Source organism: Haloparvum alkalitolerans (assembly GCF_050122995.1).
Taxonomy (GTDB): Archaea; Halobacteriota; Halobacteria; order Halobacteriales; family Haloferacaceae; genus Haloparvum; species Haloparvum alkalitolerans.
Genome location: NZ_JBNLIA010000004.1, coordinates 78,750 through 103,077, shown reverse-complemented (window position 1 = coordinate 103,077; position 24,328 = coordinate 78,750). Strand labels below are relative to the sequence as shown.

Genomic DNA, 24,328 nt, shown 5'->3' with positions numbered 1-24,328 from the left:
TTACGCCTCGTCGCTCTCGTCGTCTGAAGTGTCTTCCGCTTCGTCGGCGGTCTCCGCCCGCTCGGAGAGGACGGCGTCGCCGCCGGCCTCCTCGATGAGCTCGACCGCGCCCGCGGTGAACGCGTCGGCGGTGACGACCAGCTCGTTGCGGACCTGACCGCCGCCGAGCACCTTCACCACGTCGACCTCGTGACCGTCCTCGACGACGTCGCGCGCGTCGATGACGTACGCGTCGCCGTCCTCCTCGGCGAGGTCGTCCGCGGCGTACAGCGCCGCGTCCTCGTCGAGCTTCTGGACCTTGACCTCGCGGACGTCCGCGCGGGCGTCCTCGGGTCGCTTGAAGCCGTGCTTGCCGAGCGGTCCGTAGTTGTGGAACTCGTGTTTGGCGCGTCCCGCCGCGCCGCGGCCGCCACGGTGGCCGGCGCCGCGCCGGTTCTTGTGGGAGCCGCCGCCGTGCGTGCGGGAGCCGCGCTGTCGTCGTTTCTTGCTCATCGCATGTCCTCCAGTAGCGCGTCGATCTCCTCGGTGGAGTGACGACCCAGCTCGCCGCCCTCGATGGTCGGGTGCTTGATGCCCTCGTGACCACCGCGGGGCGGGTGCAGACGGACGGTCGGGGAGAGCCCCTGCTCGCGCAGCGTCGTCTCCTCGTCGACCAGCGCCGCCGCGAGCGCCTCCAGGTCGTCGTAGTCGGTGTTCTCGTCGATCCACTCGTCGTCGACGTCGGCCTCGCCCTCGAGGGGCTCGCCGCGTCGCGCGAGCGTGGCCGCGACCGCGTCGACGCTCGGCTCGCCGAACGCCACGAAGTCGTTGACCTTGGTGATCATGCCGCGGTAGGAGTCCGTCTCGGGGACGAACGTCGCGTGGTTGACGCGACCGATGTTGAGCATGTCGAGGGTGTCGACGACATCCTCGCTCATGTTCACGTCGCCGCGGATCTGAACGAGCGCCTGCATCACTCGCTCACCTCGTCGTAGTGGACCTCACGGGCGTGCTCCGGCGTGCGCGCCGCCGCCGCGTTCTCCAGCGCGTTGAACGTCGCCTTCGCGAGGTTGACCGTGGTGCGGGTGTTGCCGTCGGAGCTGGTCCAGGCGTCCTGCACGCCGGCCAGTTCGAGGATGTTGCGCACCGTCTCCGCGGCCGCTAGCCCGAGCCCCTGCGGGGCGGGCTTGACCTCGACGGTCACCGAGCCGGCCTTCCCCTCCGCGCGACGCGTGAGGGAGTTGGTGCCGCCCGGCTGGTCCTCCCAGGACCCGGAGCCGCGGTCGACCTTGATGATGTTCAGCTTCGCCACGTCGATGGCCTTCTGGATGGCGCCGCCGACCTGCTCGTCGCGGGCCTGCGCGTAGCCGAGGTAGCCGTCGCGGTTACCGACCGCGACGACGCAGCGGAACTTCACGCGGCGCCCGGAGTCGGTCATGCGCTGGACCATGTTGATGTCCAGCACTTCGTCCTCGAGCCCCGGCAGGAGCTGGTCGACGATCTCGGCCTCCTTCAGCGGGAGCCCCGAGTTCAGCGCCTGCTCCATCGACGAGATCTCTCCTTCCTGTACCTTGCGGCCGAGGCGCGTCCGCGGCTCCCAGCCGTCGTTGTTTCTACTCATAGTCCTCCTGGATGGTGGCGAGCACGTCGTCGAAGTGCTCGGGCAGTTCCGTGGCGTCGAAGTCCCCGCTGTAGAGCGGCTCGTCGAGCTGCTCGGCGTAGTCGGCGATGTGCTCGCCGCGGTTGCGCGACCAGTCCGCCAGCACGCTCTCGCTGTGGGGGATCTCGAGCCCCGCGTCGATCGCTCCTTCCTGCACCGCGAACACCTTTCCGCCGGGCGTCGCCGTGTTGAGACCGATGTCGAGGACCGCCTCCTCGAACCCGTCCGCCACGGCGCGCGCACCGAGCAGGTACCCCGTCAGGTACGCGCTGGGGAGGTTGCCCGTGGGGGCGTCCCAGCCGTACTCGTCGAGGTCCTCGCTGGAGGCGCTCGCGTGAATCTCGTCACCGTTCTGTCCGGGGGTAGCCAGCTGCGCCCTGACGTGAGCGTTGCTCACCCGGGCGACCAGGCGAGGCTTGCCCGATTTCAGCAGGCGCAACCTCTGATGGTAATCCGTCCGGACCTCACGGCGCCGTCGCATCGGCACCTTGTATCGTGGTCCTGTCGCCATTAGTTCGTCACCTCGTATCCGTAGTTGTTCTCGATGTACGCCTCGAGACGGGCGACGTCGTCGAACTCGCCACCGCCCGCCTTGTTGTACAGCGTGCGGTACTCCGACGCGTCGAGGACGTCCTCCTCGTCTCGAAGCTCCTTCAGGCGCGCCCGCTGTGCGCGGATGCGCGCCTTCCAGTCGTCCTTGGTGTTCTGCCGCGCGCCGGACTTCCCCTTGCGGGAGCCGGCGCCCTTGCGGTGACCGTACGAGCGCTTCTCGGCGCGCTCGCGGGCCCGGCCGCGGGAGTTGGACTTGGCGTCCTTCGCGCGGATGGTGCCCTGGTCGATGAGTTCGCGGACGTCCTCTCGGGTGATGGCGTCCTCGATCTCCTCCTGTGCCTCGGGGTCGAGCCAGACGCGGTTCTCGCCGACGTCGAGTTCGTCGGCCGCGAGCCGCTTCTGTGCGCTGAGGTCGCTCATTGCTCGTCAACCTCCACTTCGACGTAGGTCGGATTGAGCACGCGAATTTCGCGTTCCTCGGCGATCTCCTCGATGCGCTCGCGCTTGCGAGCGCCGACGGAGCCGCCGATGCGGACGGCCTGCGTGTCGCCGTCGACGCCCTCGAGGTCGTCCGTGTTCTCCACGCGGACCTCCTCGAAGCCGCTCGGGTGCAGGTCGCGGGCCGCCTTCGGCGAGCGGAAGCCCGCCTCGACGGTGTCGCCCTTCCCCTTCATCCCGCGGCGCTGCTTCGAGAGCGTGCCGCGGGGGCGTCGCCACGACGTGGGGACGCGCTTCTTCTTGTGGTAGTCCTGACGGTTGAACTGCGGTTTGCCCTCGCGGTGCTTCTGGGCGAGCGCGCGCGCAGTGTCGTCGTCGAGCTCCGGCGTCTTGTCCGCGTGACCGCGGGGTCGGAGCTCCGTTTCGGTTTCCTCCTCGGATTCGGCCTCGTCGGCCTCCTCCTGGGTCTCGTCTTCGATCTCGGCTTCGGTCTCCGTCTCGACTTCGAGGCCACCGACGTCGGCCTTGATACGCGCGGCGAGCGCGTTGCCGATGCCGTCGACCTCCGCGAGTTCGGACTGCGAGGCCGCCTTCACGTCCTCGACGGTCTCGTAGCCGGAGTCGCGGAGCGCCTCGGCCTTCGAGGGACCGACGCCGCTGATGTCTTCGAGTTCGTCTGCCATTTAGGCTCCTCCTTTCTGGGGCTTCTCGACGATGTACACGCCGTCCTGGAAGACGCGCGTGTCCTTGTCGGTCACCTTCGTGAGCTGTTCGATGTCGGCGGCGGTCTGTCCCACGTCCTCCTTGCTCGGACCGGAGAGCGTGATCTCTTCGCCGTCGACCTGTACGTCGGTGTCTCCGCGGACCGGCGTGCGCCGGGCCGCCTTCTCGCCGAGGAAGTTCTCGATGACGACCTCGTCGCCCTCGACGTCGACCTGCATCGGGAAGTGGGCGTAGAAGACTTCCATCTTGTACTCCCACCCCTCGGTGACGCCGTGGATCATGTTGGCGACGTGGCTCTCGAACGTGCCGACCGTCGCGTTCGTCTTCGCGTCGTCGTTCTCGGACGCGACGACGACCGCGTCGTCCTCGACGGAAACGTCCACGTCGGGGTACCAGAGGCGGCGCGTGACGCTGCCGTTCGGCCCCTCGACGGTGAGGTCGAGGTGGTCGAGCTCGGCGGAGACGTCGTCCGGAATCGTGATTTCGACTCTGTTCATTGTTAGTAGACGTATGCGATCACTTGGCCGCCGATGCCCTGTTCGCGGGCCTCGTAGTGGCTCATGACGCCGTGGCTCGTCGTGACGATGAGCGTCCCGTAGTCACGGGCGGGGAGGAACCGCTTCTCCCACTTCTCGAACTCGTCGGCACCCGCGGAATAGCGGGGCTTGACGGCGCCACATTCGTTGATCGCGCCTTTCAGTTCGACGTCGAAGACGCCGGCTCGGCCGTCGTCGACGAACTCGAAGCCGTCGACGTACCCGCGGTCGTAGAAGACCTCGAGGACCGATCCGATGACGTTCGACGCGGGCTCTACCGTGTACGACAGATGGCCAACGCTCTCGGCGTTATCGAGTCCGGCGAGCGCGTTGGCGAGGGGGTCGTTGCCTGCCATGATTAGCTGTACTTCTTGAATCCCATCTCGCGGGCGACCTCGCGGAAGCACTGCCGGCAGAGGTTGATGTCGTACTTGCCGACGAGCCCCTGATTGCGGTCACAGCGCCGGCAGGAGTGCTGCTGGCCCGTCCGCTTCGTGGCGTGCTCGCCCGTCTGTTCGTTTGCGTCGCTCTCGCTCATTCGCCTACCTCCACGTCGAAGTTCTCCTCGAGGAACGCGGACGCGTCCTCGGGCGTCATGCGGTGGCTGTCCGGGATCGACCGGGTCTCCACGTCACGCTTCGTGACGCGGTAGCCGGGCCGGACGATAGTCGCGGTCACGTCGAGTCCGTAGATGCCGACGTTCGGGTCGTACTCCTGGCTCGGGAAGTCGGTGTGGTCCTCGACGCCGAAGCTGAGGTTGCCCGTCTCGTCGAACTGCTTCTCCGAGACCTCGACGATCTCGAGGGCGGTCTCGAGGAACTCCGCGGCCGCCTCCTCGCGCAGCGTCACCTTGGCGCCGATCGGGTCACCCTTGCGGATGCCGAACTCGCCGACGGTGCGCTTTGCGGTGGTGCGGACGGAGTCCTGTTCGGTGATCTCCTCGATGATGCGCTCGGCCTCGGCGAGCGGTTCCCCGCCCTGCCCGACGCCCATGTGCACGACGACCTTCTCGATGCGCGCCTCGCGCATGGCGTGGTCCGCGCTCATTCGTCATCACCCGTGAAGTTCTCGTCGATGACCACGACGTACTCCTCGACCGTCTCGAAGTCGCCGTCGTCCGCGGTGACGGTGACGGCGTTCGAGCCGGAGCCGAGGGTCACGTCGATCTCGTCGATCTCGCCGATTCGGCCGGCGTGCTGACCGGAGACGGCGGTGACGAGGGCGCCCTCCTCGTAGGTGAAGTGGGCGACGATCTCCTTCGTCTCGTTGTCGACGACGATGGAGTCCTTCGTGTCGTACTCGCCGGCGTCCTCCGCGTCCACGCGCACGTTCGTGCCGTCGTGGAGCGTCAGCTGGACGTCGCCGCCGGGAACGGCCGTCTTGTTCGAGATGCGGCCGAGCCGGCTGCTCGCGGCGTCCTCGTCGACGGGGGTCAGCGCGAGCCGACCGCCCTCGTCCGGGAACACGCGGTAATACTCCTCCCGCTCGGTGAACGCCAGGATGTCGAACATCCCGATGGGTCGCGCCTCGTCGGAGACCGCGTCGCCGTTGACCAGAACGGAGTCCTGGTTCAGCGCGTAGCGGGCCTCCTTCCGGCTGTCGACGTATCCGAGCACGTCACGCAGCAGGATGAGCAGCGGAACGCCGGCCTCGCCGTGCGGTCCCGCGCCAGCCTTCACCGTGAAGGTCTCGGTCTTGCGTTCGACCGGCCAGGAGTTCGGTACTGCCAGTCGCTTCTGGTGGTTCGTCATTCGTTATCCTCCTGGAGACGCGCCTCACGGCGGTCGTCCTCGAGGTCGAGTTCCGTCACGCGGACGTTGCTCGCCGGGAGCGGGCGCGGGGCCTCCTCGCCGTCGGCCTTCTCGACGGTCACACCTTCGACGGTGATGACCGCGTCGGTCAGGTCGACGTCGAGCACCTCGGCCTCCTCGCCGGCGGCGTCGCCGCGGAGCACCTCGACGGTATCGCCCGCGTTCACGCGGACGTTGCGCTGGCCGTACTCCTCACGGAGCTCCTCCGAGAGGGTGGCACGGACCTGCTTTTGCCGCTCGTGGAGCGGCGCGTTCTCCGTCTGCTTTCGTTGTTTGCGTGGCTGTCGCGTCATGATTAGACGATCATCGTCGCGGTCGAGGCGATGCTGCCGAAGCGCTCGGCGACCTCGCGAGCGATGGGGCCCTTGATCTCCGTGCCCCGCGGCTCTTCGAGGTCGTCGATGACGACGGCCGCGTTGTCCTCGAACTTCACGCGCGTGCCGTTCGGTCGGCGGATCGGCTTGCGCTGGCGGACGATAACCGCCTCCAGCACCTGCCGCCGCATCTCCGGAGTCCCCTTGGTGACCGAGACGGTCACCTTGTCGCCGATACCCGCCTTCGGGTGGCGGTTCTTCGTACCGGAGTAGCCGTGGACGCTGATCACTCGCAGCTCACGGGCGCCGGTGTTGTCGGCGCACGTGATCAGCGAGCCGCGTTCGAGGCCCTGCGTGACGTCGGCCTTCAGCGCCTCCATCACTCGTCACCTCCGATCTGGACGACGACGTGGGACTTCGTCTTCGACAGCGGTCGCGTCTCCGCGATCTTCACTTCGTCACCGACTTCGACCGAGTCCAGCACGCCCGGCACGTGTGCCGGGATGCGGGAACGACGCTTCATGTACCGGTCGTACTTGGGTACGAAGACGTCGTATTCTCGCTCGACGATGACGGTCTTTGCCATATCCGTCGACACGACCGTGCCCTCTCGGACCTGGCCGCGGACGGACAGCTGCCCGTAGAACGGGCACTTCTCGTAGTCGTAATCCTCCGGGTTTTCCGGTTCCGGAGGCGTGGGTACGTCGATTCCTATCGCCATGTAGAGACACCTCGTTCGGTGCGTTCGGCGGGTCGTGAGAGCAGTTGGTCGCCATCCACCGTAACGTAGACCACGTCTTTGCACTCGCCTAGGGAGCGGCTCGCCGACTCGGCGCCCGCGTGGGCTACCGAGGCGGACGGGCCAGACTGGCGAGGGCGTACCCCCGCAGTATCCGGCCCGAGTTGGGACGTGGACCCCGGCCCCTTTCGAGAGCCGGCGGCTTCATCTGTGCGCGTCGTGACGGAATCTCCGAGCGCGAACTCGAACGTCGTGCCCGCCTTGGGCACGCGCTTGTCCCCCGACTGCGTCCGCACGACGAGCGTGCGTTCGCTCTCACGCAGGACGCGGCCGGCGACGCTGGAATAGGCGTCGCTGGCGGCGGCGGCCACCCGAACCGGGAGGCCGACGAGTTCGTGTCGCGTGAGCGTGTCGGGGGAGATCATTCGTTATTCGTCGTCGAAGTCGCCTTCTTCGCGCTGGATCGTCTTGATCCGCGCGATGGTGCGGTTCAGTTCGTTCATGCGGCCCGGACTCTCGGGCATCCCGCCGGCGGCCTGCTGGGCCTTCACGTTGAGCAGCTCGGTCTCGAGCTCCTCGAGCTCGGCCTCGCGCTCTGCGGCGGTCATGTCGCGAATTTCGTCAGTGTAGAGGATGGCCATGTATTACTCCTCCGTTTCCTCGGTCTCGGCGTCGGCGTCCGCGTCGGACTCCTCGTCCTCGTCGGCCGCCTCCATCTCCTCGACCAGTTCGGCCGCCTCTTCCTCGACGTCCTCCTCGAGGTCCTCGAGCTCCTCGTCTTCCGGCGTGGTCTGCTCGATCTCCTCTTCGGGAGCGACGTCGGTCGCCTCGGGCGAGGTCTCCTGGGTCTCCTCGACGACTTCCTCGACGATCTCCTCGTCGATGACGTCCGTCGGGTCCTCCTCGGGCACCTCGACCTCCTCGTCGGCGCCCACGTCGGGCACCTCCTCGGGTTCCTCCTCGAGGAGGGACTCGACGCCCTCCTCCTCGATCTCCTGTTCGACCTCGGGCGCCTCGACGTCCTCGTTGATGTCGAAGTCGTCGGGCAGCTCCGCACCCGGCGGGATGATCTTCACCGTGACGCCGATGGTGCCGAGCTTCATGACGGCGACGCCCTGCCCCTCGTCGACGACGTCCTCCGCGGGCTCACCGTTGTGCTTGATGTAGCCGCGGTTGAACTTCTCGACGCGGGAGCGCGCCCCGGTCACCTTGCCGGAGAGGACGATCTCGGCGCCCAGCGCGCCGGACTCCATGATGCGGTCGATCGTGGTGTGACCGGCCTTGCGGAAGTACCAGCCGCGCTCTAAGGCGTTCGCGAGACGGTCCGCGACGATCCGTGCGTTGAGGTCCGGTTCGTCGACCTCCTGCACGTCGATCTGCGGGTCGTCCATGTCGAACCGCTCCTCGAGCTCGGTGGTGATCTTCCGGATGTTCTTCCCGCCCTTGCCGATGACCATGCCGGGCTTCTCGGCTTTGAGCTGGATCTGCGTGCCCATCGGCGTCTTGGCGATGTCCATACCGCCGTAGCCGGCGCGACCGAGTTCGTCAGCGAAGAACTCGTCGATCTGGGCGCGCTGAAGGCCGTTTTCGATGAACTGGTGTTCGTCTGCCATTAGTTGTCCTCCTCGATGATGAGCTCGACGTCACAGAGGGTCGTGTTCCACGGCGAGGCGCGGCCGAACGCCCGGGGCTTGCGGCCCGGTCGCTCGCCGACCTTGTGCGGCGCGACGTGCTTGATGACCATCGCGTCGCCGTCGAACCCCTGCTCGGTCGCGTTGTTCTTGACGTTGGTGAGCAGTTTGAGGAAGTCCTTGGAGGCCTTCTCGGGGTAGCGGCCCGCGTCCCAGCCGTCGATGTCGCCCTTGTGGCCGACACCTGTGTTGTGCTGTTTGAACGGGACGGACTGCTCCTCGTCGATGACGGCCTGGAGGTACTCCTCGGCCTCCGTGACCGTCTTGCCCTTGAGCTGTCGGGCGATCGCCTTGCTGTGCTTCAGGCTGATGGGCCGCTCGCGGAGCATCCCCTTGGCGGTGGTCTCCGGGTCGGCCTCGACGCTGTAGTTGATTCCCATGGGTTACTTGAGGGGCACGAACTTCGAGGACCGGGTCGCGCCGATGCCGGCCTGTCCGTGCTCGACGGTGCTCCGCGTCAGGTGGAACTCGCCGAGGAAGTGGCCGATCATCTCCGGCTCCACGCGGACGCGCTCGAAGCTGTGTCCGTTGTAGACGGAGAAGGTCAGGCCCACGAACTCCGGGAGCACCGGCATGTCGCGCAGGTGCGTCCGGATCGGGTTATCGGCCGTCTCCTCTTCGGTGCGGCTCCGGGCCTTCTCGAGCAGCTTGCGCTTCTCGGTGCCCAGTCCTCGGGTGATACTTCGCCGCTGGCGTGCGGGGAGCAGTTCCGCGACCTCGTCGAGGTCCATCTCCTGGAGCTCGTCGAGCGAGTGACCGCGGTAGGCGAACTCCTCGCCCTCGCGGCCGATGCGGTATTCGGAACTCATTTGTTGCTACCTCGTCCGGTTCGCTTGGATGCGATGTCGCCGACCTTCCGTCCCGGCGGGGCGTCCCGCGAGACGGACTTCGGCTTGCCGGGGTGCTGGCGGCCGCCGCCACCGAACGGGTGGTCGACGGCGTTCATCGCCACACCACGGACGCGCGGGTACTTCGTGCCGCGCGATTTCATCTTGTGATGCTTGTTGCCGGCCTTGACGAAGGGCTTCTCCGTCCGGCCGCCGCCCGCGACCACGCCGATGGTGGCGCGGCACTGCGGGTCGAGTCGCTTGACCTCGCCGCTGGGAAGCTGAACGACAGCCACCTTGCGGTCGTGGGTCATCAGCGTCGCCGAGACGCCCGATGCGCGGGCGAACTTGCCGCCGTCGCCGCGGTTGCTCTCGACGTTACAGACCGGGACGCCCTCCGGGATCTCCGCCAGCGGCATCGTGTTGCCGGGCTTGATCTCCGCGGAGACGCCGATCTCGATCGTCTCGCCGACGCTCACGCCCTCGGGCGCGAGAATGAGCCGGCGGTCGCCGTCCTCGAACTCGACGTCCGCGAGCGGTGCCGAGCGCGCGGGGTCGTGTTCGATGCCGACGATCTCGCCGGTGACCGTGTCGGTCTCCTCCGGCGTCTTGTGCGACAGCTCCGCCTTGTAGCGGTGGGACGGGGCCCGGAACGTCGGGCCGCCGCGTCCTCGCCGCTGTCCCTGAATTCTTCGTCCCATCTTAGAACACCCCGATGCGGGAAGCGATCTCGGTGGCGTCGTCGTCCTCGGAGAGGCCGACGGTCGCCTTCTTCGTCCCCTGCGGAGTTATCTGCGTGTTCACGTCGACGACCTCGACGTCGTAGCGCTCGGAGATGGCGTCGCGAATCTCCGGCTTCGTCGCGTCGATGTGGACGACGAACTGGAGCTTGTTGTCGAAGTCCATCTCGTCCATCGCCTTCTCGGTGACGATGGGGTGCTCGATGACGGTGCTCATCGCTCCGCCACCTCCTCGAGCGCGCTCTCGGTCCAGACGGTGAGTCGGCCCGGGTGCGTCCCGGGCGCGAGGTCCTCCGCGTTCACCTCGTCGGCCGTGGCCACGTCGGCGCCCGCGAGGTTGCGGGCGGCGCGGGACGGCTCCTCGCTGGTGACGAAGAGGATCGACTTCGGCTGGCTGTACTTCCGGCCGCGGAGCTTGCCCTGGCCGGCGCGGACGGAGCGCCCCTCCTCGGCGCGCTCGATGTCCGCGTAGACGCCGGCGCCTTCGAGGAAGGCGACGACCTCCTTGGTCTTCTCCAGGTCCTCGAACGCGTCGGAGACGACGAGCGGAAGCTCCGCGTCCTCGTCGAACGCGTGACCGCGCTCGGCGACGATCTCGGCGTCCGCGGTGGCCGCGATGGCCGAGCGGACGGCGAGCTGTCGCTCCTTCTTGTTGAGGTCCTTCGACTGGTCCTTCTCCGCCTTCGGCGGGTGAGCGCGCCGGCCGGATTCCGCGAAGGGAACCCGACGGGCCTGCCCGTTCTCGCGCGGGACGTGCGCCATCCCGCGACCCGAGCCCGGCGACTCCGCGGGCGTGCGGAGGCCGGCGAACTCGTCGGCGCCGTAGGCCTGCTTTCGGTTTGCCTGTGCGACGGTGACGGCCCGCCGGATCAGGTCCGGTCGGAACTGCGTCTCGAAGACGTCCGGCAGCTCGACGCTGCCCTCGTCCCCGCCGTCCAGATCGCGTACTGTTGCCTTCATAGCTTATCCCTGGTTGGATGCGGTGGAGACGTACCGGACCTCGGGGTCGAGGCGCGGCTGGTCGTTCGGTCGGATGGCCGGGCGGAAGCGGAGAAGCCGCTTGTTCGGACCCGGAAGCGAGCCCTTGATGAGCGCGTAGGAACCGTCGACCTCGCCGTAGTTGACGAAGCCGCCGTCGACCGAGGCGTCGTCTCCCTCGCCGAAGTCGATCAGGCGCTTGTTGAGCTCGGTGCGCTGGTGGTAGCCGGTCTGGCCCTGCTGGGGGACCGTCGAGCGAACGCGCGACGGGTTCCACGGGCCGAGGTTACCGATCCGGCGCCGCCAGCCCTGGCGGGCGTGCTTGCCCTTTCGCTTCTGGACGCCCCAGCGCTTGACGGGGCCCTGGGTGCCCTTCCCCTTCGTGATGCCCGAGACGTCGGTGTACTCGCCGGCGCGGAAGACGTCGCCGAACTCGTGGGCGCCGCCCTCCTCGACCAGGTCGAGCGCGAAGTCGACGCGGTCCGCGACGGAGCCGCCGCCGACCCGCGTCTCCATGACGTCGGGCTTCTTCTTGGGGACGTTCGCGAGCTCGGCCGGTACGGTGTGGGTGATGACGCGGACGTCGTCGACCGCGCCCTCCTCCAGCAGCGTCCGGAGCTCCTCGGCGTCCTCCTCGAAGGTGTCTTCCGCCGGCAGGTCGAGCGTGCGGTCGAGCTCCTCGTGGAACTCGGTCGCCCAGACCTCGGTGACCGGCTTCTGTCCGTACGGCGTCTCCTCGTAGGCTCGGAGGGCGACCGCGTACATCGGCGGCGTCTCCACCACCGTCACGGGGACGGACTCCTCCATCCCCTCACGCGGCGAGTTGGCCTCGTCGTTGACCATCACGACGTGGGTCATCCCGGCCTTGTAGCCGGCAAAGCCCTGCAGCGCAGGGGAACCCTCGTCGTCGGGCCACGAGCGGATGCGAGGCACCTCGCTCGCCGCGCGGGTGCGCGGACCGAAACCCAGCGAGCCTTTTCGTGGTCGGCTTGGTTGTGGCATTGGTTACTCCGTGAGTCTGAGAGCGCCCAGTGACGCGAACATCGCTTCCTCCGTTCGCACCACCGCGCTCTCCTGTCGCGGGATCGTGTTCAGCCAGAGGTCGAACCCCGGATCGGGCTCGACTGGGCCGCCGTCGGCGGCCCGGACGTCCTCGGGGGATACCCCGAGGATCGCCGGAAGCCCTCGTCCCGGCGCGCCGAAGACGACGGCGGTGTCGTCGGTCGACGTGCGGGCGACGAGTTCACCGAGTCGCGAGACGGAGAGCTCCTCCCCGTGTCGCGACGTGGCGACGGCGAACTCCTCGCGTGCGAGTGCGTCCGGCAGGTCCGCGCCCACGACCTGGAAACCGTCCTCCGGCTTCCCGGCGATGCGGGCGCGGACCGGTTCTCTCGAAGAGATCCTGATGGTAACGCGCTCCCCCTGCTCGACCTCCATATCGGAGGGGACGAGCAGCGAGATCGGGTGTTCCCCCAGCGGGGAATTGACCCGAACGCGGCCTTCAGATCCGACCTCGGTCACGAGTCCCTGTGTTAACGACTCGTCCCCGCCAGGGGCCGAGCCGGTCCGTGACTCGACGCGGAGCGGCGGCAGCACGCCCGCGTACTGCAGTTCGTCGCGCTGCCCCCAGAGCTCCTTCCGGAGGTCCGGGGGCGTCGCGGCGTACCGCAGCACGGTGCGGACGAATCCGCCACCCCATCGGCGCTCGCCTTCCCGGTCCGGGAAGACGACGAGCCGGCTCGCCCCGAAGACCGCCGCCGCGCGGGCGACGTATCCGAGCTTGCGAGTTGCCTCGCGTTTGTCCTCGGCTTCGCGGACGAGCGAGGACGGCACACACAACGTGAGTCCGTCCATGGGTCGCCTCGTCACTAGACTGTATCCACAGTTTCCGATCCACCGGTAAAAGCGTAGCGGTCCGTATTCCGGACTGTGGCGGGTTCACACGCCCCCTGAGCGGCGTTTCGCCGTGTGAACGCGTGACGATGGGAGGACGGGCTCCCCGATCTGGCGGTATTTATTGAGTCTTCGCGGGCACGCACGCGAGAGCCACAGGTCCGACAGTCCGGTGCTGCGACGCCCCGGCGCGACCGCGAACCGTGCCACCGGACGGCGAACGACCGCCGGAACGGAACCCTTATGTTCGCGTCGGCGGTTAGCAATGAGTGCGAAGCACGCACCGGTAGTGTAGTGGTATCACGCAACCTTGCCATGGTTGCAACCCGAGTTCAAATCTCGGCCGGTGCACCTTCTCTCCGACGCCGCCCGCGTAGCGAGCGGCTCGTCCGCCGCGCCCTCAGTCGAAGCCGCTCACCAGCGTGACGACCCACTGCGCCGGGTCGCGCTCGGCGCGGACCTCCACGCGCGTCACCCACTTCACCCACTGGAAGCCGCGGCGCCCGGGCGCCACGAGTCGGACCGGGGCGCCGTGGCCGTGGGAGAGCGGCTCGCCGCCGACGCGGGTCGCGAGCAGGGCGTCCTCCGCCTCCGCGAGCGGGAGGCTCCAGCGGTAGCCCGTCACGGAGACGAACCGCACCCACGCGGCGTCGCCGGTCGGCCCGCCCGCGGCCGCGAGCAGGTCGCCGACGCGGACCCCCGCCCAGCGCTGGACGGTGTACCAGCCGCTCGTGCAGTCGAGCAGGGCACGGGCCGCGTCGCTCTCGACGGTCGGTACGTCGCCGGCGCCCCCGGTTACCCCGCCGTCTCCACCGCTCTCGCCACCGCCGCTGCCCTCGCCACCGCCGCTGCCCTCGCCACCGCCGATTCCCCCGGCCGCCGGGTCGACCGCGAAGTTGGTCGGAGTCGCGACCAGCCCGGACACCGCGAGCCGGTAGGCGTCGCGGTCGATCGGGTCGGGGTCGTCCGCGACCCACGAGGTGACCGGAAAGCTCGCGTTGCCCGCGCCCTCCCGCGGCTGTGACCCCGTGAACCGCCGGTCCGCGCCCGCGGTGTCGAGCGCGGCGTTCAGGACGCCCTGCGCGCGGTACGCGAGCACGCCCGCACCGAGCAGCACCGCGAGCCGGAGCGCGTCGCGGCGACCCTCCGTGTCCGCCAGGCGCGGTCGGCGGGCGCGCGTGCTCGCGTGCGCCGCCACGAGGGGGACGAGCGCGAGCCCGAAGCCGACGTGGACGGACAGCAGCGTCCAGTAGGAGAGCCGGACGTCCAGCCCGAACACCCACGCGACTCCGGTGGCGAGCGTTCCGACCGCGGCGACGAGCGTCAGCGCCGAGAGGACCGTGGAGGGGACCCAGCGGTCGCGGTCGGTCAGCCGCCCGCCGACCCGCGCGAGCTTCCAGCCCAGCAGCGCGACGAACGCCAGCCCGAGCGCGCGGTGGAGCCAGAACAGCGGCCAGCCCGCCGGGACGCCGACCGTGAACGAGGCCAGTCCGGTGGCCGCCTCCGCGAGGACCACGGCGAGCAGCGACCAGTCGACGACCCGCGGCGGCGGCTCCAGCCGGGCGAGCCACCTCGCGGCCGCCGCGCGGAGCGCCATCGCCGAACGGTAGGGTCGGCCGCCACAAAAGCCCGCGGCCGGGGTCGGAGCGACCCCGTTCGTGTGGAGCCACGGCCGGCTTCGACCGTCCCGGATCGCAACCGTCCTCACCGTCCTCACACAAGGGCGCACGTGACCCTCCACTTCGAGGACCTGGACACGGAGACCCGCTTCGGCCTCGGTGAGGCCACGCTCACCGAAGCCGAGATCGTGGCGTTCGCGGAGCGCTTCGACCCGCACCCGTTCCACGTCGACCCCGACGTGGGCGACGAGTCGCCGTTCGGCGGGCTGGTGGCGTCGGGGCTCCACACCTACTGCGTCTGCAACCGGCTCGCGACCGACGCCCTCTTCGGCGACCTGGCGTTCCTCGGCGGAATGGGCGTCGAGGAGCTCCGCTGGCACCGGCCGGTCCGCCCGGGCGACACGCTCACCGGGACTACCGGCGTGATGGAGCTCCGCGCCTCCGAGTCACACCCCGAGCGCGGCTACGCGGACCTGTACACCGAGGGCGTGAACGGCGACGGCGATCGCGTCGTCTCGTGGACCGCGCTCGGGATGGTGCGGCGCCGCGACGCGGCCGTCGAGGAGCCGCGCGGGGCTACGGCCGGGAGCGACTCCCGCAAGTAGCACGACGACGGGACGGACTCCGACGGAGCGTTTCCGTCACAGGTCCGGTTGATCGTGGCGGCCTCGGCCGGAACGTCCCAGCCGGTTCGACCGCGCCGGGTTCCGGGAGACGGTCCGGGCCGCCCGCAGAGGCGGGCTCGCGGATCGACCGGCGACGCCGCCTCCTTCGCCTGATCGCGGCGACACGTGGTCGGCGCGGTGTGCGATGGTCGCACGACGCCGCGGCCGCCCCAACACCGCGTCAGCACAGCACCGCCCCAGCATCGCACCGCGTCAGCACCGCACCGACTCAGCACCGCACCGACTCAGCACCGATGTCGGACCGCACCGGCTCCTACGTCACTCCACCGGCCCGGCCGCGCTCTGGACGCGCCAGCCGCCCTCCACGTCGCCCTCGCGGTCGACGTACGCGATCTCGGTGGTCTCGGTGACCGCTGCGCGGTCGGTCTCCCCGGCCGCCGTCTCGACCGCTTCGACCCGAAACTCCACGTCGAGGCTGTCGCCACAACAGCCGACGTCGACGAACTCCTCGCGGACGTCCCCGACCGACACGGTGCCGAGCGAGCGTCGGAAGTAGCTCCGGTAGCGGTCCGCCTCGAACTGCTCGCGGGCCCAGTCGCTCGCGTTCTCCGGATACGAGAGCACGACCCGCGTCGCCCGCGGTGGATCAGTGTCTGCCATGTGTTACCGTACGGTTCGGGGGCGCCTAGAGGTTTCGCCGAGGTCCGCGAGCCGCGGTCCTCGCCCGGAGCCGCGAGGGGGATCGCTCCGCCGTCGGCGTACCGCTCGCACCGCCACGTTCGGAAGATAAGAAGGCTTATTCGGCCGGCAGGACGACCCCGGGGCATGGTCCAGATCGACGTACCGGAGGTCGACTACACCCGGTACACGAACCGGCAGCTGGTCGCGATCCCGCTCGCCGTGCTGGTGGTCTCGCTGGCGGTGATCGGCGGCTGGTACGTCGTGACCGGCGCGCCGGCGAACCTCGGCGTCGAGTTCACGGGCGGCGCCGAACTCCGCGTGACCGCCGACGACGCGGGCACCGACGCGGCGGACGCGCGGCTCGACGACGCCTTCTCCACCGAGCCGTCGTCGATCCAGTACATCTCCGGGGACGGCGCCTACGTGGTGACGTTCCGCGACGCCGACCTCCCGGACGACCCCGAGCAGCGACAGGAACGGCTGAGCGCGCTCTCCGAGGAGGCCGAGGCGTCCGGCTTCAGCGTGGAGAGCGAGAGCTTCGTCTCCGCGAGCTTCGGGGCCGGCGTCGCCACGCAGGCGCTGGCCGGCGTCGGCGTCGCGTTCCTCGGCATGAGCGTGCTCGTCTTCGCGATGTTCCGCTCGTTCGTCCCCTCGCTCGCCATCGTCGCCTCGGCGTTCTCCGACCTGCTGATCCCGGTCGCGATGATGAACCTGCTCGGCATCGAGATGACGCTCGGGACGGTCGCCGCCCTCCTGATGATCATCGGGTACTCCGTGGACTCGGACATCCTGTTGAACAACTCCGTGTTGCGTCGCACCGGCGGCTTCTACGAGTCGGTGAGCCGCGCGATGCGGACCGGCGTGACGATGACGCTCACCTCCATCGCCGCGATGCTCGTGATGACGGTCGTCGCGTGGCTGTTCGGCATCACGCTGCTCCGCGACATCGGCATCATTCTCGCAGTGGGGCTGAGCGCCGACCTGATGAACACCTACCTGATGAACGTGAGCCTGCTGCGCTGGTACAAGTTCGAGGGGGTGAGCCGATAGATGCTCGAACCGGTCAAGAAGCACTGGCGAGTCGCGCTGTTGGTCGTGGTCGTCCTCGCCTCGACGGTCGTGCTGTTCGCGCCCCAGTTCGCGCCGGAGACTGGCGTCGCGGCCGACGAGAACCCCGCCGACGCCAGACAGGGGATCACCAACCTCCAGTTCGGACTCGACCTGGCGGGCGGGACGCGGATCCGCGCGCCGTTGGAGGGATACACCGCGACCGACGTGAACTTCGACGGCGACGACCCGCCGGACGTGGGTCGGGCCGTCGCGGACGGGCTGTCGGGGACCGACAGCACCGACATCTCGGTGACGCGGAGCACCCAGCGCGAGGGGTACGGCACCATCGAGGTGACCGACGCGAACGTGACCGAGGAGCAGTTCCGGACCGCGGTCGAGGCGGCCGGCTACTGGGCCGAGGACACCGAGGTCCGCGTCGGCGTCACCGAGGAGACCCGCAACGCGGCACAGGACGTGATCCAGTCGAAGATCAACGAGGCGGGCCTCTCCGGCGGACAGGTTCAGCAGGTCACCGACCCCAGCGGGCGCCACTACATGCAGATCGAGGTGCCCGGCGAGGGGCGCGAGGACGTGATCGAACTGCTGGAGGACCGCGGGACGGTCCGACTCGACATCTACTACCCGGACCCGGACGCTGAGGGCAACGCCACGCGCATCCGGAACGCGCTCGTGCGCGACGACTTCGACGAGATCGGTACCGCGACCCGCGACCAGCGGAGCGACGTCGCGTACGTCCCCGTCACCATCGTGGGCGACGCGCCGGAGGGACAACAGTCGCCCGCGGAGCAGTACCAGGCGGCCGTTCAGGAGGCCGACGCCGCGGCCGGCCGCGGGCAGGGGACGCGGTGGCGCTGTAACACCGACGACTACACCGAGACCGAAGACCCCTGCCTGCTGCTCGTCGTCGACGACGAGGTGGTCAGCACCTTCGGGATGGACGACGGCCTCGCCGACAGCATGCGCGCCGGGACGTGGGCGAACGACCCGAACTTCCGGCTGACGACCGGCAACGAGGAGGGCTCCTTCGAGCGCGCACAGGAGGTCTCGATCAACCTCCGGGCCGGCGCGCTGCCCGCGGAGCTCAACATCGGCGGCGAGGGGTCCGTCTCCAGCATCTCCCCGACGCAGGGGGAGAGCTTCCGGCTCTACTCGCTGATCACCGGGATCATCTCGGTGTTCGCGGTCGCGGGCATGGTGTTCCTCCGCTACCGCGAGAAGGAGGTCGCGCTGCCGATGATCCTCACCGCGCTCGCGGAGGTGTACGCGCTGCTCGGCTTCGCGGCGCTGGTGAACTACCCGATCGACCTGGCGGTCGTCGCCGGGTTCATCGCGGTGGTCGGGACCGGCGTCGACGACCTGATCATCATCGCCGACGAGGTGATGAGCGAGGGCGACGTGAACTCCCGGACGGTGTTCGACTCGCGGTTCCGCCGCGCCTTCTGGGTGATCGGCGCCGCGGCCGCCACAACGATCATCGCCATGTCGCCGCTGATGGTGCTCGGACTGGGCGACCTCTCCGGGTTCGCCATCTTCACCATCCTCGGCGTGCTCATCGGCGTGCTCATCACGCGCCCGGCCTACGGCGACATCCTGCGGACGCTGCTGACGGAACGGTAAGGCGGCCCGTCGTCGGGAGCTTTTTTCTGCCCGCGCTCGACGACCAAGCGATGCCCGCCACGGACCCCGCTTCGAGCGACGCGCCGTCGACCCGGCCACCGGACGGCCTCGACCCCGGCGTCCGCCGCGACCTCGTCTACCTGCTCACGCGCGCGGTCGCCACGCTCGGGGCGATCCTGATCCTCGGCACCGCCGCGATCGTGTGGCCCGGCGCGGCCGCGACGCTCGTGGTCCTCCAACTTGGCGCGCTGGCGCTCGGCCTCTCGTGGCTCGGGCAAGCCGTTCCAGAGGGGAGCGACGGGTAGTCTCAGAACTCGTCCAGTCCGGACTGGGCGGCCGCGTCGAGCAACCGCTCGCAGGTGCGCCACGACCGGCGTGCACAGTCGGGCACGTCGCCGTGTTCGTCGACGTAGGCCTCCAGAAACTCGACGGTGGTCGCGTCGCCCGGGTAGCCGCTTCCGGGGTCGGCCTCGTGGCGCTCGGCGACCGCGGCCATCCGCGCGTCCCGCTCCACCTTCGCGACGACGCTGGCGGCGCTCACGACCGGGTGGGACTCGTCCGCGCCGTGTTCCGCGGTCACGTCGACGTCCGGCCCGCCGCGGTCGGCGACCGCCTCACGGACGCGGCGCCCGAACCGGTCCGCGAGCACGTCGCCGGCGTCGACGACGACCTCCGGGGGGTCGTCCTCGGTCGCCTCGGCCCCCGGCCCGTCGTCGTCCGCCGCCGAGAACAGGTCGGCGAGCGCCCGCGCCTGCGCGGCGACCGTCAGGCCGTTCATGTCGGTGTCGGGCGCGTCGATCTCGGCGGGCTCGACGACGCCGATCCCGACTCCGACGGCCTCGCGGTCGCGGAGGGCGGCGGCCAACTCCTCGCGGCGGGCGGGGGCGACGCGCTTGGAGTCGTCCACGTCGTCGGGCAGCGTCTCGGGGTCGACCCGGACGGCCGCCGCCACCATCGGTCCCAGCACCGGTCCCTTGCCGGCCTCGTCGACGCCGATACAGATCACGGTCGAAGAACGCGGCGAACGGTCATAGGCGTTTTCCGTCGGCCGTCGCGGTCAGTCCCGGAAGAACTCCGCGTCCTCGAACGGCTCGTCCTCGCCCTCGACGGCCAGCACGTCCAGCGCCGTCACGACCGCCTCGACGCCGAGTTCGCCCGCGAGGCTCGGCTCCGTGCGCCCCTCGTCGCCCGAGATCAGCTCCTTGATGTAGAGCCCGCCCGCGCCGTGGACCTCGACGGTCGCCTCGCGGGGGGCCTCCAACTCGGCCGTCATCTCGTAGACGTCGCGCTCGCGGGTGAGGTTTGCGCGCCGGTGGTCGACGCGGTTCGGCGTGTACTGTTCGATGGTCGCGCCCTCCAGCGCGTCGACCGCGGCCGCGAGGTCGGCCTCGCTCACGTCCGCGCCGAACTCCACGCGGGCGCGGTAGCGCTTCGAGGCGTCGTGGCGCTTGACGCGCTCGACCATCTCGTAGGTGGCGAGCCGTAACCCCTCGACCTCGATCTTCCCCTCGGCGAAGGCGTTGATGTCCGCCTGCAGGCGCTCCACGTCTGCCCGGCGCCGCTGCGGCTCCTCGACCTCGATCACGAACGGGCGGCCGGTGCCGAGCATCAGCGCGTCCACGTCCTCGCGGCCGGCGCCGTGGAACGTCGCCTGGGTGCCGCCGAGCACGTCTTCGACGACCGGCGCGGTCAGCTCCTCGACGCTGTGGGGGTAGAGGTAGCCCGTCCCGTCACAGTGGTCGCAGGGCTGTCTCCCCTGTCGCCCCGAGCCGTCGCACTCCCGGCAGGGCCACTCCGTCTGCGGGATGTCGCGCTCCAGCTTGCGGTAGCGGCCGTAGACGAACGTGGAGTTCACCTTCGCGTCGGCGGTCCCGTCCTCGAGGTTCAGCGTGAACTGGACGTGCGGGCGGTCGAAGGAGACCTCCGCGTCGGTCAGGCGGCCGACGCGCTTGCCCACCTCGCGGTTGAACTCGGACTTGAACGGCTCGCCGGCGTCGGCCTCGAGGCCGCACTCCTCGCGGAGCAGCGCCTCGTTCTCCTCGATCAGCGGCGGCGTTCTGGTGCCCACGTTGTAGGTCGAGAAGTCGACGTCGCCGACGGCCTCGACGGCGCGCTCGGCCCACTCGTCGAACGCGGCGCAGTGGCCCTCGCAGACCCAGCAGTCGGCGGTCTCGACGGGGTCGAAGTCGGCGTCGTCCGCGAGCGCGTTCGCGACCCGGAGCGAGCGCCCCCGCTCCGCGTTCGAGAGGCCGAAACTGCGGTCGGCGACGAGCCGACCGAGACAGGCGTCACACACGGGCCCGGTCGCGGCGGCGTCGGCGGCGACCTCGAGTACGTTCATACCTCCTCAAGCGGGCGACCGCGTAATTGCTTTTCTGACGGCGCTCGTCACTCGCCGGCGGCCGTCCCGGTCGCGGGCGTCCGCGTCGTCCGGTCGCGGTCGGTCTCGCGGCGCGCGTCGTAGGCGCGCTGCGTGCCGGCGCCCGCGACCGCAGCCAGCGCGACCAGCGCGGCGACGGGGTAGCTCGCGGCCAGCGCGACGACCACGGGCAGCGCGGCCAAGGCGATCAGGACGCCGAGGCGGGGCACGGCCGCGGCGTCGGGCGGTGCGGCGCCGCCGGCGGCGAGCGTCGCGGCGGTCGTCTCGCGTGCTGTGTCGGTGCGTGCGTCGGTTCGTGCGTCGGTGCGTGCGTCGGCGTGTCGGGGTCGTACCATCGTCGGAGTCGTGTGACGCGATGCCCTCGCGTCGGGGGTGGGTCGGTCGGCGGCTCAGTCGGCGGCTCAGTCGGCGGGTCGGTGCCGTGGGTCGGTCGACGGGCTGGTCGGCGGCTCGCTCGTTCGAGCGGCCACTCAGCGGCGGGTGACATCGTGCACCCCCACGAGGTCGGCCAGGTCCGCGGTCGCGGCGCCGTTCGCGAGGCGGACGCGCACGTTCGCCTCGACGGTGAGGTCGTTGAGCCGCGGCTGGAGGCCGGTGACGTCGACGTCGATCACGTCGGCGTCGGCGGCGCGGTCGAGCTTGGTTCGGACGCCGGCGTGGAGGTCGCCCGCGGCGTCGCGGGGCACCTCCAGCCGCACGGCGATCCGCTCGGTGCGGTCGGCCTGGTGGGTTGCGGCGGCCATACGGGACCGGAAGGGGGTCGAACCCTCGCGAGTCGCGCCGGTGCGACCGGTCCTGGTGGCCGAACGGGGACGAAAACGGCGTACTCTCCGATGTGGGGGTCGAGAGAGCGAAGAAACCGTCGCCGTCCCGCGTCCGGCGGGGGTTACGCGGAGACGGCGTCGACGGACGCGACGACCATCCCGCGATACCCGGCGACTCCGCTCTTCGGGAGCGGCGTCGTCCAGATTGTGTTCGGGGTGGTCATCGTGACTCACTCGTGACGTGTAGGGGAGGTATAATAAATGTATCCCGGGGCAGTCAGGCGTTCACACGGTGATTCGCGTCCATCAGTGATCAGGAGTGATCGCTTGCTGCTCCGGAGGGGTCGTGGGTCGCTCGTCCGCCGACGCCGCGGCCGGCGCTTTCGCGCCGCTTAACCGCGGCCGCGGCTCACCGTCATTCATGACCAACGCGCTGGAGATCGACGGCCTCCGCAAGCGGTACGGGGACGTCGAGGCGCTGAAGGGGGTGTCGCTGACGGTGCCGGAAGGGTCCTTCTTCGGCCTGCTCGGTCCCAACGGCGCCGGCAAGACGACGTTCATCAACGTGCTCGTCGGGCTGGTGCGCGCCTCCGGCGGGGACGCGTACGTCTTCGGCAACCACGTCGAGGACGACTACCGGGAGGCGCGCGACCGCATCGGGCTGGCGCCACAGGAGTTCAACGTCGACCGCTTCTTCCCCATCCACGAGGTGTTAGAACACAAGGCCGGCTACCACGGCGTTCCGGAGGACGTGGCCGCCGAGCGGGCCGAGCGCGCGCTCAAGCGCGTCGGCATCTGGGACAAGCGGGACACGCGGTTCGACTGGCTCTCCGGCGGGATGAAGCGCCGGTTCATGCTCGCGCGGGCGCTCGTGACCGACCCCGACCTGCTCATCCTCGACGAGCCGACCGCGGGCGTCGACGTCCAGCTCCGCAGGGACCTCTGGGAGCTCGTCACCGAGCTCAACGACGACGGCACGACCGTCCTGTTGACGACCCACTACATCGAGGAGGCCGAGCGGCTCTGCGACGAGGTGGCGATCCTCGATTCCGGCGAGGTCGTCACCGTCGCCTCGCCCGAGGAGCTGATGGACCGCGGCAACGACCGCATCGTGGTCACGCTCCGGGACCCGGCCGTCGCGGTTCCCGATGCGGTCGCGGGCGACGACCGGATCGAGCGCGTCGAGGTCGACGGCGACCGGCTGGTCGCGGTCGCACGCCAGGGCGGGCTCGTCGCGCCCGACCTCGTGCGCGCGCTCGACCGCGAGGGGTTCGAGATCGTCGACCTGGAGATCCGCCGGACCTCGCTGGAGGAGGTGTTCGTCGACATGACCAGACAGGGCGAGGCGGTCGGCGACGGCGAGAGCACGGACGGCGCGCCCTCCGGGAGCGCGGCGCCGGTCGCGGCCGACGCGAGCGGGGGCGGTGGTGGCGGTGGCGACGTGAGCGAGAGCGGCGTCGCCGAGACGCCCTCCGCGGAGGCGGAGCGATGAACCGCGTCGACCTCACCGGCTTCCTGACGCTCGCGAAGCGGGAGGTGCTGCGGTTCGTCCGCCGGCCGCGCAACACGTTCGCGCCGCCGTTCATCACCAACGTGCTCTACTTCTCGGTCTTCGGCGTGGTGCTCGGCGAGCGCGTCGGCACGGTCGCGGACGTGCCGTACATCCTGTTCATCCTCCCCGGGCTGGTGGTGCTCGGCGCCGTCTCGAACGCCTTCGAGAACGCTTCCTTCTCGATCTTCCACGGCCGCTGGAACGAGTACATCCACGAGGTGCTCACCTCGCCGCTGTCGTACGCCGGCATGGTGTGGGCGTACGTCCTCTCCTCGGCGCTGCGCGGGCTGCTCGTCGGCGGCCTGATCGCCGGCGTCGGGTGGGGGATCGTCTCGGCGCTTTACCGGCCGGTGCCGGTCGAACATCCCCTCTATCTGATCGCGTTCATGCTCGTGATCACGCTGCTCTTCGCGAGCCTCGGTGTCGTCGGCGGGCTGCTGGCAGAGGACTTCGACGACCTCACCGTGATGAACCAGTTCATCCTGCGCCCGCTGGTGTTCTTCGGCGCGGTGTTCTACTCGCTGGGTGACCTGCCGCCGGCGCTGCGACAGGTGTCGCTGGCGAACCCGATGGTGTACATGGTCAACGGCGTGCGCTACGGTTTCCTCGGGTTCGCGGAGGTCGACCCCCGGCTCTCGCTGGCGGTGCTGGCCGGGATGACGGTGGCGGCCGTGCTCCTCGACGTGTGGCTCTTCGAGCGCGGCTACGGGCTGACGGACTGACCGCGGCACCGCGGGCGGCGGTGCTGTTTCTGTCGCGGTTGCGGTTCCGCGGTTGCGGTTCCGCGGTTGCGGTCCCGCGGTTGCGGTCGCGGTTACGGTCGCGGTTACGGTCGCGGTTGCGGTCGCGGTTGTGGTGCGGTTTCCGTCGACGCTGTAGTACCGCGGCGGCGCGAGGGCGCGCAGCGCCCGGAGCGCCGACCGCGGGCCCTTTTTGATCGACATTTTTCAAGGACGGGTGAGCGCGCCGCCCGCGGCGCGCGAACCCGACGCAGAAAAAGGTCGGGGTGCGGTTTCCGTCGACGCTGTAGTACCGCGGCGGCGCGAGGGCGCGAAGCGCCCGGAGCGCCGACCGCGGCCACTTTTTAGTGGAGGTTTTTGCGACGGGGGTGAGCCGCGGCGTCTTCGACGCCGTGGC

Annotated in this window: 36 protein-coding genes and 1 tRNA gene; 7 read left to right on the top strand and 30 right to left on the bottom strand. The window is 69.7% G+C overall.

Annotated features, from left to right (window positions below):
* The 24 genes from ACQE3L_RS06220 to ACQE3L_RS06105 are packed head-to-tail and all read right to left on the bottom strand — an operon-like array spanning window position 1 to window position 12,842.
* A complete protein-coding gene (locus ACQE3L_RS06220; protein WP_426962902.1) occupies window positions 1-492 on the bottom strand; it encodes an uL15m family ribosomal protein in 492 nt (163 codons plus the stop codon).
* Entirely contained in the window at window positions 489-953 is a 465-nt protein-coding gene (gene rpmD / locus ACQE3L_RS06215) for a 50S ribosomal protein L30 (protein ID WP_426962901.1), read from the bottom strand. The genes ACQE3L_RS06220 and rpmD overlap by 4 nt, the downstream gene beginning before the upstream one ends.
* Window positions 953-1,600 carry a 30S ribosomal protein S5 gene (locus ACQE3L_RS06210; RefSeq protein ID WP_426962900.1) on the bottom strand — a complete coding sequence of 216 codons (648 nt, stop codon included), beginning with the start codon at window positions 1,598-1,600 and terminating at the stop codon, window positions 953-955. The genes rpmD and ACQE3L_RS06210 overlap by 1 nt, the downstream gene beginning before the upstream one ends.
* Window positions 1,593-2,150: a 50S ribosomal protein L18 gene (locus ACQE3L_RS06205; RefSeq protein WP_426962899.1), complete on the bottom strand. Its 558-nt coding sequence runs from the start codon at window positions 2,148-2,150 to the stop codon at window positions 1,593-1,595. Before ACQE3L_RS06205 ends, ACQE3L_RS06210 begins: the two co-directional genes overlap by 8 nt.
* Entirely contained in the window at window positions 2,150-2,611 is a 462-nt protein-coding gene (locus ACQE3L_RS06200; protein WP_426962898.1) for a 50S ribosomal protein L19e, read from the bottom strand. The genes ACQE3L_RS06205 and ACQE3L_RS06200 overlap by 1 nt, the downstream gene beginning before the upstream one ends.
* Window positions 2,608-3,312: a 50S ribosomal protein L32e gene (locus ACQE3L_RS06195; RefSeq protein WP_426962897.1), complete on the bottom strand. Its 705-nt coding sequence runs from the start codon at window positions 3,310-3,312 to the stop codon at window positions 2,608-2,610. The genes ACQE3L_RS06200 and ACQE3L_RS06195 overlap by 4 nt, the downstream gene beginning before the upstream one ends.
* Window positions 3,313-3,849, bottom strand: coding sequence for a 50S ribosomal protein L6 (locus ACQE3L_RS06190; RefSeq protein ID WP_426962896.1), 537 nt, complete (start codon window positions 3,847-3,849; stop codon window positions 3,313-3,315).
* Window positions 3,850-3,851: 2 nt separating this feature from the next.
* Window positions 3,852-4,244, bottom strand: a complete 393-nt coding sequence (locus tag ACQE3L_RS06185) for a 30S ribosomal protein S8 (protein WP_426962895.1) — start codon at window positions 4,242-4,244, stop codon at window positions 3,852-3,854.
* Window positions 4,245-4,246: 2 nt separating this feature from the next.
* Window positions 4,247-4,426 carry a 30S ribosomal protein S14 gene (locus tag ACQE3L_RS06180; protein WP_426962894.1) on the bottom strand — a complete coding sequence of 60 codons (180 nt, stop codon included), beginning with the start codon at window positions 4,424-4,426 and terminating at the stop codon, window positions 4,247-4,249.
* Window positions 4,423-4,935, bottom strand: coding sequence for a 50S ribosomal protein L5 (locus ACQE3L_RS06175; RefSeq protein ID WP_426962893.1), 513 nt, complete (start codon window positions 4,933-4,935; stop codon window positions 4,423-4,425). The genes ACQE3L_RS06180 and ACQE3L_RS06175 overlap by 4 nt, the downstream gene beginning before the upstream one ends.
* Window positions 4,932-5,639, bottom strand: a complete 708-nt coding sequence (locus tag ACQE3L_RS06170) for a 30S ribosomal protein S4e (protein ID WP_426962892.1) — start codon at window positions 5,637-5,639, stop codon at window positions 4,932-4,934. Before ACQE3L_RS06170 ends, ACQE3L_RS06175 begins: the two co-directional genes overlap by 4 nt.
* On the bottom strand, window positions 5,636-5,992 hold the full coding sequence (gene rplX / locus ACQE3L_RS06165; protein WP_426962891.1) for a 50S ribosomal protein L24: 357 nt from the start codon (window positions 5,990-5,992) through the stop codon (window positions 5,636-5,638). The genes ACQE3L_RS06170 and rplX overlap by 4 nt, the downstream gene beginning before the upstream one ends.
* Before the next feature lie 2 nt (window positions 5,993-5,994).
* Entirely contained in the window at window positions 5,995-6,393 is a 399-nt protein-coding gene (locus ACQE3L_RS06160; protein WP_058366159.1) for a 50S ribosomal protein L14, read from the bottom strand.
* Window positions 6,393-6,734 (bottom strand): 30S ribosomal protein S17, encoded by a 342-nt coding sequence (locus ACQE3L_RS06155; RefSeq protein WP_426962890.1) that lies wholly within the window; start codon window positions 6,732-6,734, stop codon window positions 6,393-6,395. The genes ACQE3L_RS06160 and ACQE3L_RS06155 overlap by 1 nt, the downstream gene beginning before the upstream one ends.
* On the bottom strand, window positions 6,725-7,177 hold the full coding sequence (locus ACQE3L_RS06150; protein ID WP_426962889.1) for a ribonuclease P protein subunit: 453 nt from the start codon (window positions 7,175-7,177) through the stop codon (window positions 6,725-6,727). Before ACQE3L_RS06150 ends, ACQE3L_RS06155 begins: the two co-directional genes overlap by 10 nt.
* Before the next feature lie 3 nt (window positions 7,178-7,180).
* Window positions 7,181-7,393, bottom strand: a complete 213-nt coding sequence (rpmC, locus tag ACQE3L_RS06145) for a 50S ribosomal protein L29 (protein ID WP_058366161.1) — start codon at window positions 7,391-7,393, stop codon at window positions 7,181-7,183.
* Window positions 7,394-7,396: 3 nt separating this feature from the next.
* A complete protein-coding gene (locus ACQE3L_RS06140; RefSeq protein WP_058366162.1) occupies window positions 7,397-8,365 on the bottom strand; it encodes a 30S ribosomal protein S3 in 969 nt (322 codons plus the stop codon).
* Window positions 8,365-8,823: a 50S ribosomal protein L22 gene (locus tag ACQE3L_RS06135; protein WP_426962888.1), complete on the bottom strand. Its 459-nt coding sequence runs from the start codon at window positions 8,821-8,823 to the stop codon at window positions 8,365-8,367. The genes ACQE3L_RS06140 and ACQE3L_RS06135 overlap by 1 nt, the downstream gene beginning before the upstream one ends.
* A 3-nt stretch (window positions 8,824-8,826) precedes the next feature.
* Window positions 8,827-9,252, bottom strand: a complete 426-nt coding sequence (locus ACQE3L_RS06130) for a 30S ribosomal protein S19 (protein ID WP_426962887.1) — start codon at window positions 9,250-9,252, stop codon at window positions 8,827-8,829.
* Window positions 9,249-9,971 (bottom strand): 50S ribosomal protein L2, encoded by a 723-nt coding sequence (locus tag ACQE3L_RS06125; protein WP_426962886.1) that lies wholly within the window; start codon window positions 9,969-9,971, stop codon window positions 9,249-9,251. The genes ACQE3L_RS06130 and ACQE3L_RS06125 overlap by 4 nt, the downstream gene beginning before the upstream one ends.
* Before the next feature lies 1 nt (window position 9,972).
* Window positions 9,973-10,227: a 50S ribosomal protein L23 gene (locus ACQE3L_RS06120; RefSeq protein ID WP_058366166.1), complete on the bottom strand. Its 255-nt coding sequence runs from the start codon at window positions 10,225-10,227 to the stop codon at window positions 9,973-9,975.
* Complete coding sequence (rpl4p, locus tag ACQE3L_RS06115; protein WP_426962885.1) at window positions 10,224-10,970, bottom strand: 50S ribosomal protein L4; 747 nt, start codon at window positions 10,968-10,970, stop codon at window positions 10,224-10,226. The genes ACQE3L_RS06120 and rpl4p overlap by 4 nt, the downstream gene beginning before the upstream one ends.
* Before the next feature lie 3 nt (window positions 10,971-10,973).
* Entirely contained in the window at window positions 10,974-11,990 is a 1,017-nt protein-coding gene (locus ACQE3L_RS06110) for a 50S ribosomal protein L3 (RefSeq protein ID WP_426962884.1), read from the bottom strand.
* A 3-nt stretch (window positions 11,991-11,993) separates the two neighbouring features.
* Window positions 11,994-12,842: a putative RNA uridine N3 methyltransferase gene (locus tag ACQE3L_RS06105; RefSeq protein WP_426962883.1), complete on the bottom strand. Its 849-nt coding sequence runs from the start codon at window positions 12,840-12,842 to the stop codon at window positions 11,994-11,996.
* Between the two features lie 319 nt (window positions 12,843-13,161).
* Here ACQE3L_RS06105 and ACQE3L_RS06100 point away from each other — a divergent pair.
* A tRNA-Gly gene (locus ACQE3L_RS06100) sits at window positions 13,162-13,232 on the top strand.
* A gap of 49 nt (window positions 13,233-13,281) precedes the next feature.
* Here ACQE3L_RS06100 and ACQE3L_RS06095 read toward each other — a convergent pair.
* The gene (locus ACQE3L_RS06095; protein ID WP_426962882.1) at window positions 13,282-14,478 is read right to left on the bottom strand and encodes a molybdopterin-dependent oxidoreductase; all 1,197 of its coding nucleotides are present in this window, start codon (window positions 14,476-14,478) and stop codon (window positions 13,282-13,284) included.
* Window positions 14,479-14,610: 132 nt separating this feature from the next.
* Between ACQE3L_RS06095 and ACQE3L_RS06090 the strand changes: the two genes are divergently transcribed.
* Window positions 14,611-15,105: a MaoC/PaaZ C-terminal domain-containing protein gene (locus ACQE3L_RS06090; protein WP_426962881.1), complete on the top strand. Its 495-nt coding sequence runs from the start codon at window positions 14,611-14,613 to the stop codon at window positions 15,103-15,105.
* A 339-nt stretch (window positions 15,106-15,444) separates the two neighbouring features.
* Here the strand turns inward: ACQE3L_RS06090 and ACQE3L_RS06085 are convergent, their stop codons facing one another.
* On the bottom strand, window positions 15,445-15,786 hold the full coding sequence (locus ACQE3L_RS06085; protein ID WP_426962880.1) for a DUF7968 family protein: 342 nt from the start codon (window positions 15,784-15,786) through the stop codon (window positions 15,445-15,447).
* A 165-nt stretch (window positions 15,787-15,951) separates the two neighbouring features.
* On the opposite strand from ACQE3L_RS06085, the gene secF reads away from it, so the two are divergent.
* The 3 genes from secF to ACQE3L_RS06070 are packed head-to-tail and all read left to right on the top strand — an operon-like array spanning window position 15,952 to window position 18,800.
* A complete protein-coding gene (gene secF / locus ACQE3L_RS06080) occupies window positions 15,952-16,857 on the top strand; it encodes a protein translocase subunit SecF (protein WP_426962879.1) in 906 nt (301 codons plus the stop codon).
* Window positions 16,858-18,495: a preprotein translocase subunit SecD gene (locus ACQE3L_RS06075; protein WP_426962878.1), complete on the top strand. Its 1,638-nt coding sequence runs from the start codon at window positions 16,858-16,860 to the stop codon at window positions 18,493-18,495.
* Between the two features lie 50 nt (window positions 18,496-18,545).
* Window positions 18,546-18,800 carry a hypothetical protein gene (locus ACQE3L_RS06070; protein WP_426962877.1) on the top strand — a complete coding sequence of 85 codons (255 nt, stop codon included), beginning with the start codon at window positions 18,546-18,548 and terminating at the stop codon, window positions 18,798-18,800.
* A gap of 2 nt (window positions 18,801-18,802) precedes the next feature.
* Here ACQE3L_RS06070 and rnhB read toward each other — a convergent pair whose 3' ends face one another.
* The 4 genes from rnhB to ACQE3L_RS06050 all read right to left on the bottom strand — a co-directional run bounded on the left by rnhB (window position 18,803) and on the right by ACQE3L_RS06050 (window position 21,618).
* A complete protein-coding gene (gene rnhB, locus ACQE3L_RS06065; protein ID WP_426963104.1) occupies window positions 18,803-19,498 on the bottom strand; it encodes a ribonuclease HII in 696 nt (231 codons plus the stop codon).
* A gap of 54 nt (window positions 19,499-19,552) precedes the next feature.
* Window positions 19,553-20,836: a tRNA pseudouridine(54/55) synthase Pus10 gene (locus ACQE3L_RS06060; protein WP_426962876.1), complete on the bottom strand. Its 1,284-nt coding sequence runs from the start codon at window positions 20,834-20,836 to the stop codon at window positions 19,553-19,555.
* A gap of 47 nt (window positions 20,837-20,883) precedes the next feature.
* Window positions 20,884-21,210, bottom strand: a complete 327-nt coding sequence (locus tag ACQE3L_RS06055; RefSeq protein ID WP_426962875.1) for a hypothetical protein — start codon at window positions 21,208-21,210, stop codon at window positions 20,884-20,886.
* A gap of 135 nt (window positions 21,211-21,345) precedes the next feature.
* On the bottom strand, window positions 21,346-21,618 hold the full coding sequence (locus ACQE3L_RS06050) for a hypothetical protein (protein WP_058366310.1): 273 nt from the start codon (window positions 21,616-21,618) through the stop codon (window positions 21,346-21,348).
* 442 nt (window positions 21,619-22,060) lie between these two features.
* Here ACQE3L_RS06050 and ACQE3L_RS06045 point away from each other — a divergent pair, with 442 nt between their 5' ends.
* The gene (locus ACQE3L_RS06045) at window positions 22,061-23,131 is read left to right on the top strand and encodes an ABC transporter ATP-binding protein (protein ID WP_426962874.1); all 1,071 of its coding nucleotides are present in this window, start codon (window positions 22,061-22,063) and stop codon (window positions 23,129-23,131) included.
* Window positions 23,128-23,913 (top strand): ABC transporter permease, encoded by a 786-nt coding sequence (locus ACQE3L_RS06040; RefSeq protein WP_058366308.1) that lies wholly within the window; start codon window positions 23,128-23,130, stop codon window positions 23,911-23,913. The genes ACQE3L_RS06045 and ACQE3L_RS06040 overlap by 4 nt, the downstream gene beginning before the upstream one ends.
* The last annotated feature ends 415 nt before the right edge of the window (window positions 23,914-24,328 follow it).

Bases quoted from the DNA above. Each gene is read 5' to 3' on its own strand.
- ACQE3L_RS06190 (WP_426962896.1), bottom strand. From the start codon at position 3,849: ATGAACAGAGTCGAAATCACGATTCCGGACGACGTCTCCGCCGAGCTC.
- ACQE3L_RS06120 (WP_058366166.1), bottom strand. From the start codon at position 10,227: ATGAGCACCGTCATCGAGCACCCCATCGTCACCGAGAAGGCGATGGAC.
- ACQE3L_RS06085 (WP_426962880.1), bottom strand. From the start codon at position 15,786: ATGGCAGACACTGATCCACCGCGGGCGACGCGGGTCGTGCTCTCGTAT.
- ACQE3L_RS06175 (WP_426962893.1), bottom strand. From the start codon at position 4,935: ATGAGCGCGGACCACGCCATGCGCGAGGCGCGCATCGAGAAGGTCGTC.
- ACQE3L_RS06195 (WP_426962897.1), bottom strand. From the start codon at position 3,312: ATGGCAGACGAACTCGAAGACATCAGCGGCGTCGGTCCCTCGAAGGCC.
- ACQE3L_RS06095 (WP_426962882.1), bottom strand. From the start codon at position 14,478: ATGGCGCTCCGCGCGGCGGCCGCGAGGTGGCTCGCCCGGCTGGAGCCG.
- rpmD (WP_426962901.1), bottom strand. From the start codon at position 953: ATGCAGGCGCTCGTTCAGATCCGCGGCGACGTGAACATGAGCGAGGAT.
- ACQE3L_RS06110 (WP_426962884.1), bottom strand. From the start codon at position 11,990: ATGCCACAACCAAGCCGACCACGAAAAGGCTCGCTGGGTTTCGGTCCG.
- ACQE3L_RS06210 (WP_426962900.1), bottom strand. From the start codon at position 1,600: ATGAGTAGAAACAACGACGGCTGGGAGCCGCGGACGCGCCTCGGCCGC.
- ACQE3L_RS06055 (WP_426962875.1), bottom strand. From the start codon at position 21,210: ATGGTACGACCCCGACACGCCGACGCACGCACCGACGCACGAACCGAC.
- ACQE3L_RS06040 (WP_058366308.1), top strand. From the start codon at position 23,128: ATGAACCGCGTCGACCTCACCGGCTTCCTGACGCTCGCGAAGCGGGAG.
- ACQE3L_RS06150 (WP_426962889.1), bottom strand. From the start codon at position 7,177: ATGATCTCCCCCGACACGCTCACGCGACACGAACTCGTCGGCCTCCCG.
- rpmC (WP_058366161.1), bottom strand. From the start codon at position 7,393: ATGGCCATCCTCTACACTGACGAAATTCGCGACATGACCGCCGCAGAG.
- ACQE3L_RS06160 (WP_058366159.1), bottom strand. From the start codon at position 6,393: ATGGAGGCGCTGAAGGCCGACGTCACGCAGGGCCTCGAACGCGGCTCG.
- ACQE3L_RS06155 (WP_426962890.1), bottom strand. From the start codon at position 6,734: ATGGCGATAGGAATCGACGTACCCACGCCTCCGGAACCGGAAAACCCG.
- ACQE3L_RS06200 (WP_426962898.1), bottom strand. From the start codon at position 2,611: ATGAGCGACCTCAGCGCACAGAAGCGGCTCGCGGCCGACGAACTCGAC.
- rplX (WP_426962891.1), bottom strand. From the start codon at position 5,992: ATGACGCGACAGCCACGCAAACAACGAAAGCAGACGGAGAACGCGCCG.
- ACQE3L_RS06105 (WP_426962883.1), bottom strand. From the start codon at position 12,842: ATGGACGGACTCACGTTGTGTGTGCCGTCCTCGCTCGTCCGCGAAGCC.
- ACQE3L_RS06135 (WP_426962888.1), bottom strand. From the start codon at position 8,823: ATGGGAATCAACTACAGCGTCGAGGCCGACCCGGAGACCACCGCCAAG.
- secF (WP_426962879.1), top strand. From the start codon at position 15,952: ATGGTCCAGATCGACGTACCGGAGGTCGACTACACCCGGTACACGAAC.
- ACQE3L_RS06050 (WP_058366310.1), bottom strand. From the start codon at position 21,618: ATGGCCGCCGCAACCCACCAGGCCGACCGCACCGAGCGGATCGCCGTG.
- ACQE3L_RS06130 (WP_426962887.1), bottom strand. From the start codon at position 9,252: ATGAGTTCCGAATACCGCATCGGCCGCGAGGGCGAGGAGTTCGCCTAC.
- ACQE3L_RS06060 (WP_426962876.1), bottom strand. From the start codon at position 20,836: ATGAACGTACTCGAGGTCGCCGCCGACGCCGCCGCGACCGGGCCCGTG.
- ACQE3L_RS06180 (WP_426962894.1), bottom strand. From the start codon at position 4,426: ATGAGCGAGAGCGACGCAAACGAACAGACGGGCGAGCACGCCACGAAG.
- ACQE3L_RS06140 (WP_058366162.1), bottom strand. From the start codon at position 8,365: ATGGCAGACGAACACCAGTTCATCGAAAACGGCCTTCAGCGCGCCCAG.
- ACQE3L_RS06125 (WP_426962886.1), bottom strand. From the start codon at position 9,971: ATGGGACGAAGAATTCAGGGACAGCGGCGAGGACGCGGCGGCCCGACG.
- ACQE3L_RS06220 (WP_426962902.1), bottom strand. From the start codon at position 492: ATGAGCAAGAAACGACGACAGCGCGGCTCCCGCACGCACGGCGGCGGC.
- ACQE3L_RS06045 (WP_426962874.1), top strand. From the start codon at position 22,061: ATGACCAACGCGCTGGAGATCGACGGCCTCCGCAAGCGGTACGGGGAC.
- ACQE3L_RS06205 (WP_426962899.1), bottom strand. From the start codon at position 2,150: ATGGCGACAGGACCACGATACAAGGTGCCGATGCGACGGCGCCGTGAG.
- ACQE3L_RS06170 (WP_426962892.1), bottom strand. From the start codon at position 5,639: ATGACGAACCACCAGAAGCGACTGGCAGTACCGAACTCCTGGCCGGTC.
- ACQE3L_RS06070 (WP_426962877.1), top strand. From the start codon at position 18,546: ATGCCCGCCACGGACCCCGCTTCGAGCGACGCGCCGTCGACCCGGCCA.
- rpl4p (WP_426962885.1), bottom strand. From the start codon at position 10,970: ATGAAGGCAACAGTACGCGATCTGGACGGCGGGGACGAGGGCAGCGTC.
- ACQE3L_RS06075 (WP_426962878.1), top strand. From the start codon at position 16,858: ATGCTCGAACCGGTCAAGAAGCACTGGCGAGTCGCGCTGTTGGTCGTG.
- ACQE3L_RS06185 (WP_426962895.1), bottom strand. From the start codon at position 4,244: ATGGCAGGCAACGACCCCCTCGCCAACGCGCTCGCCGGACTCGATAAC.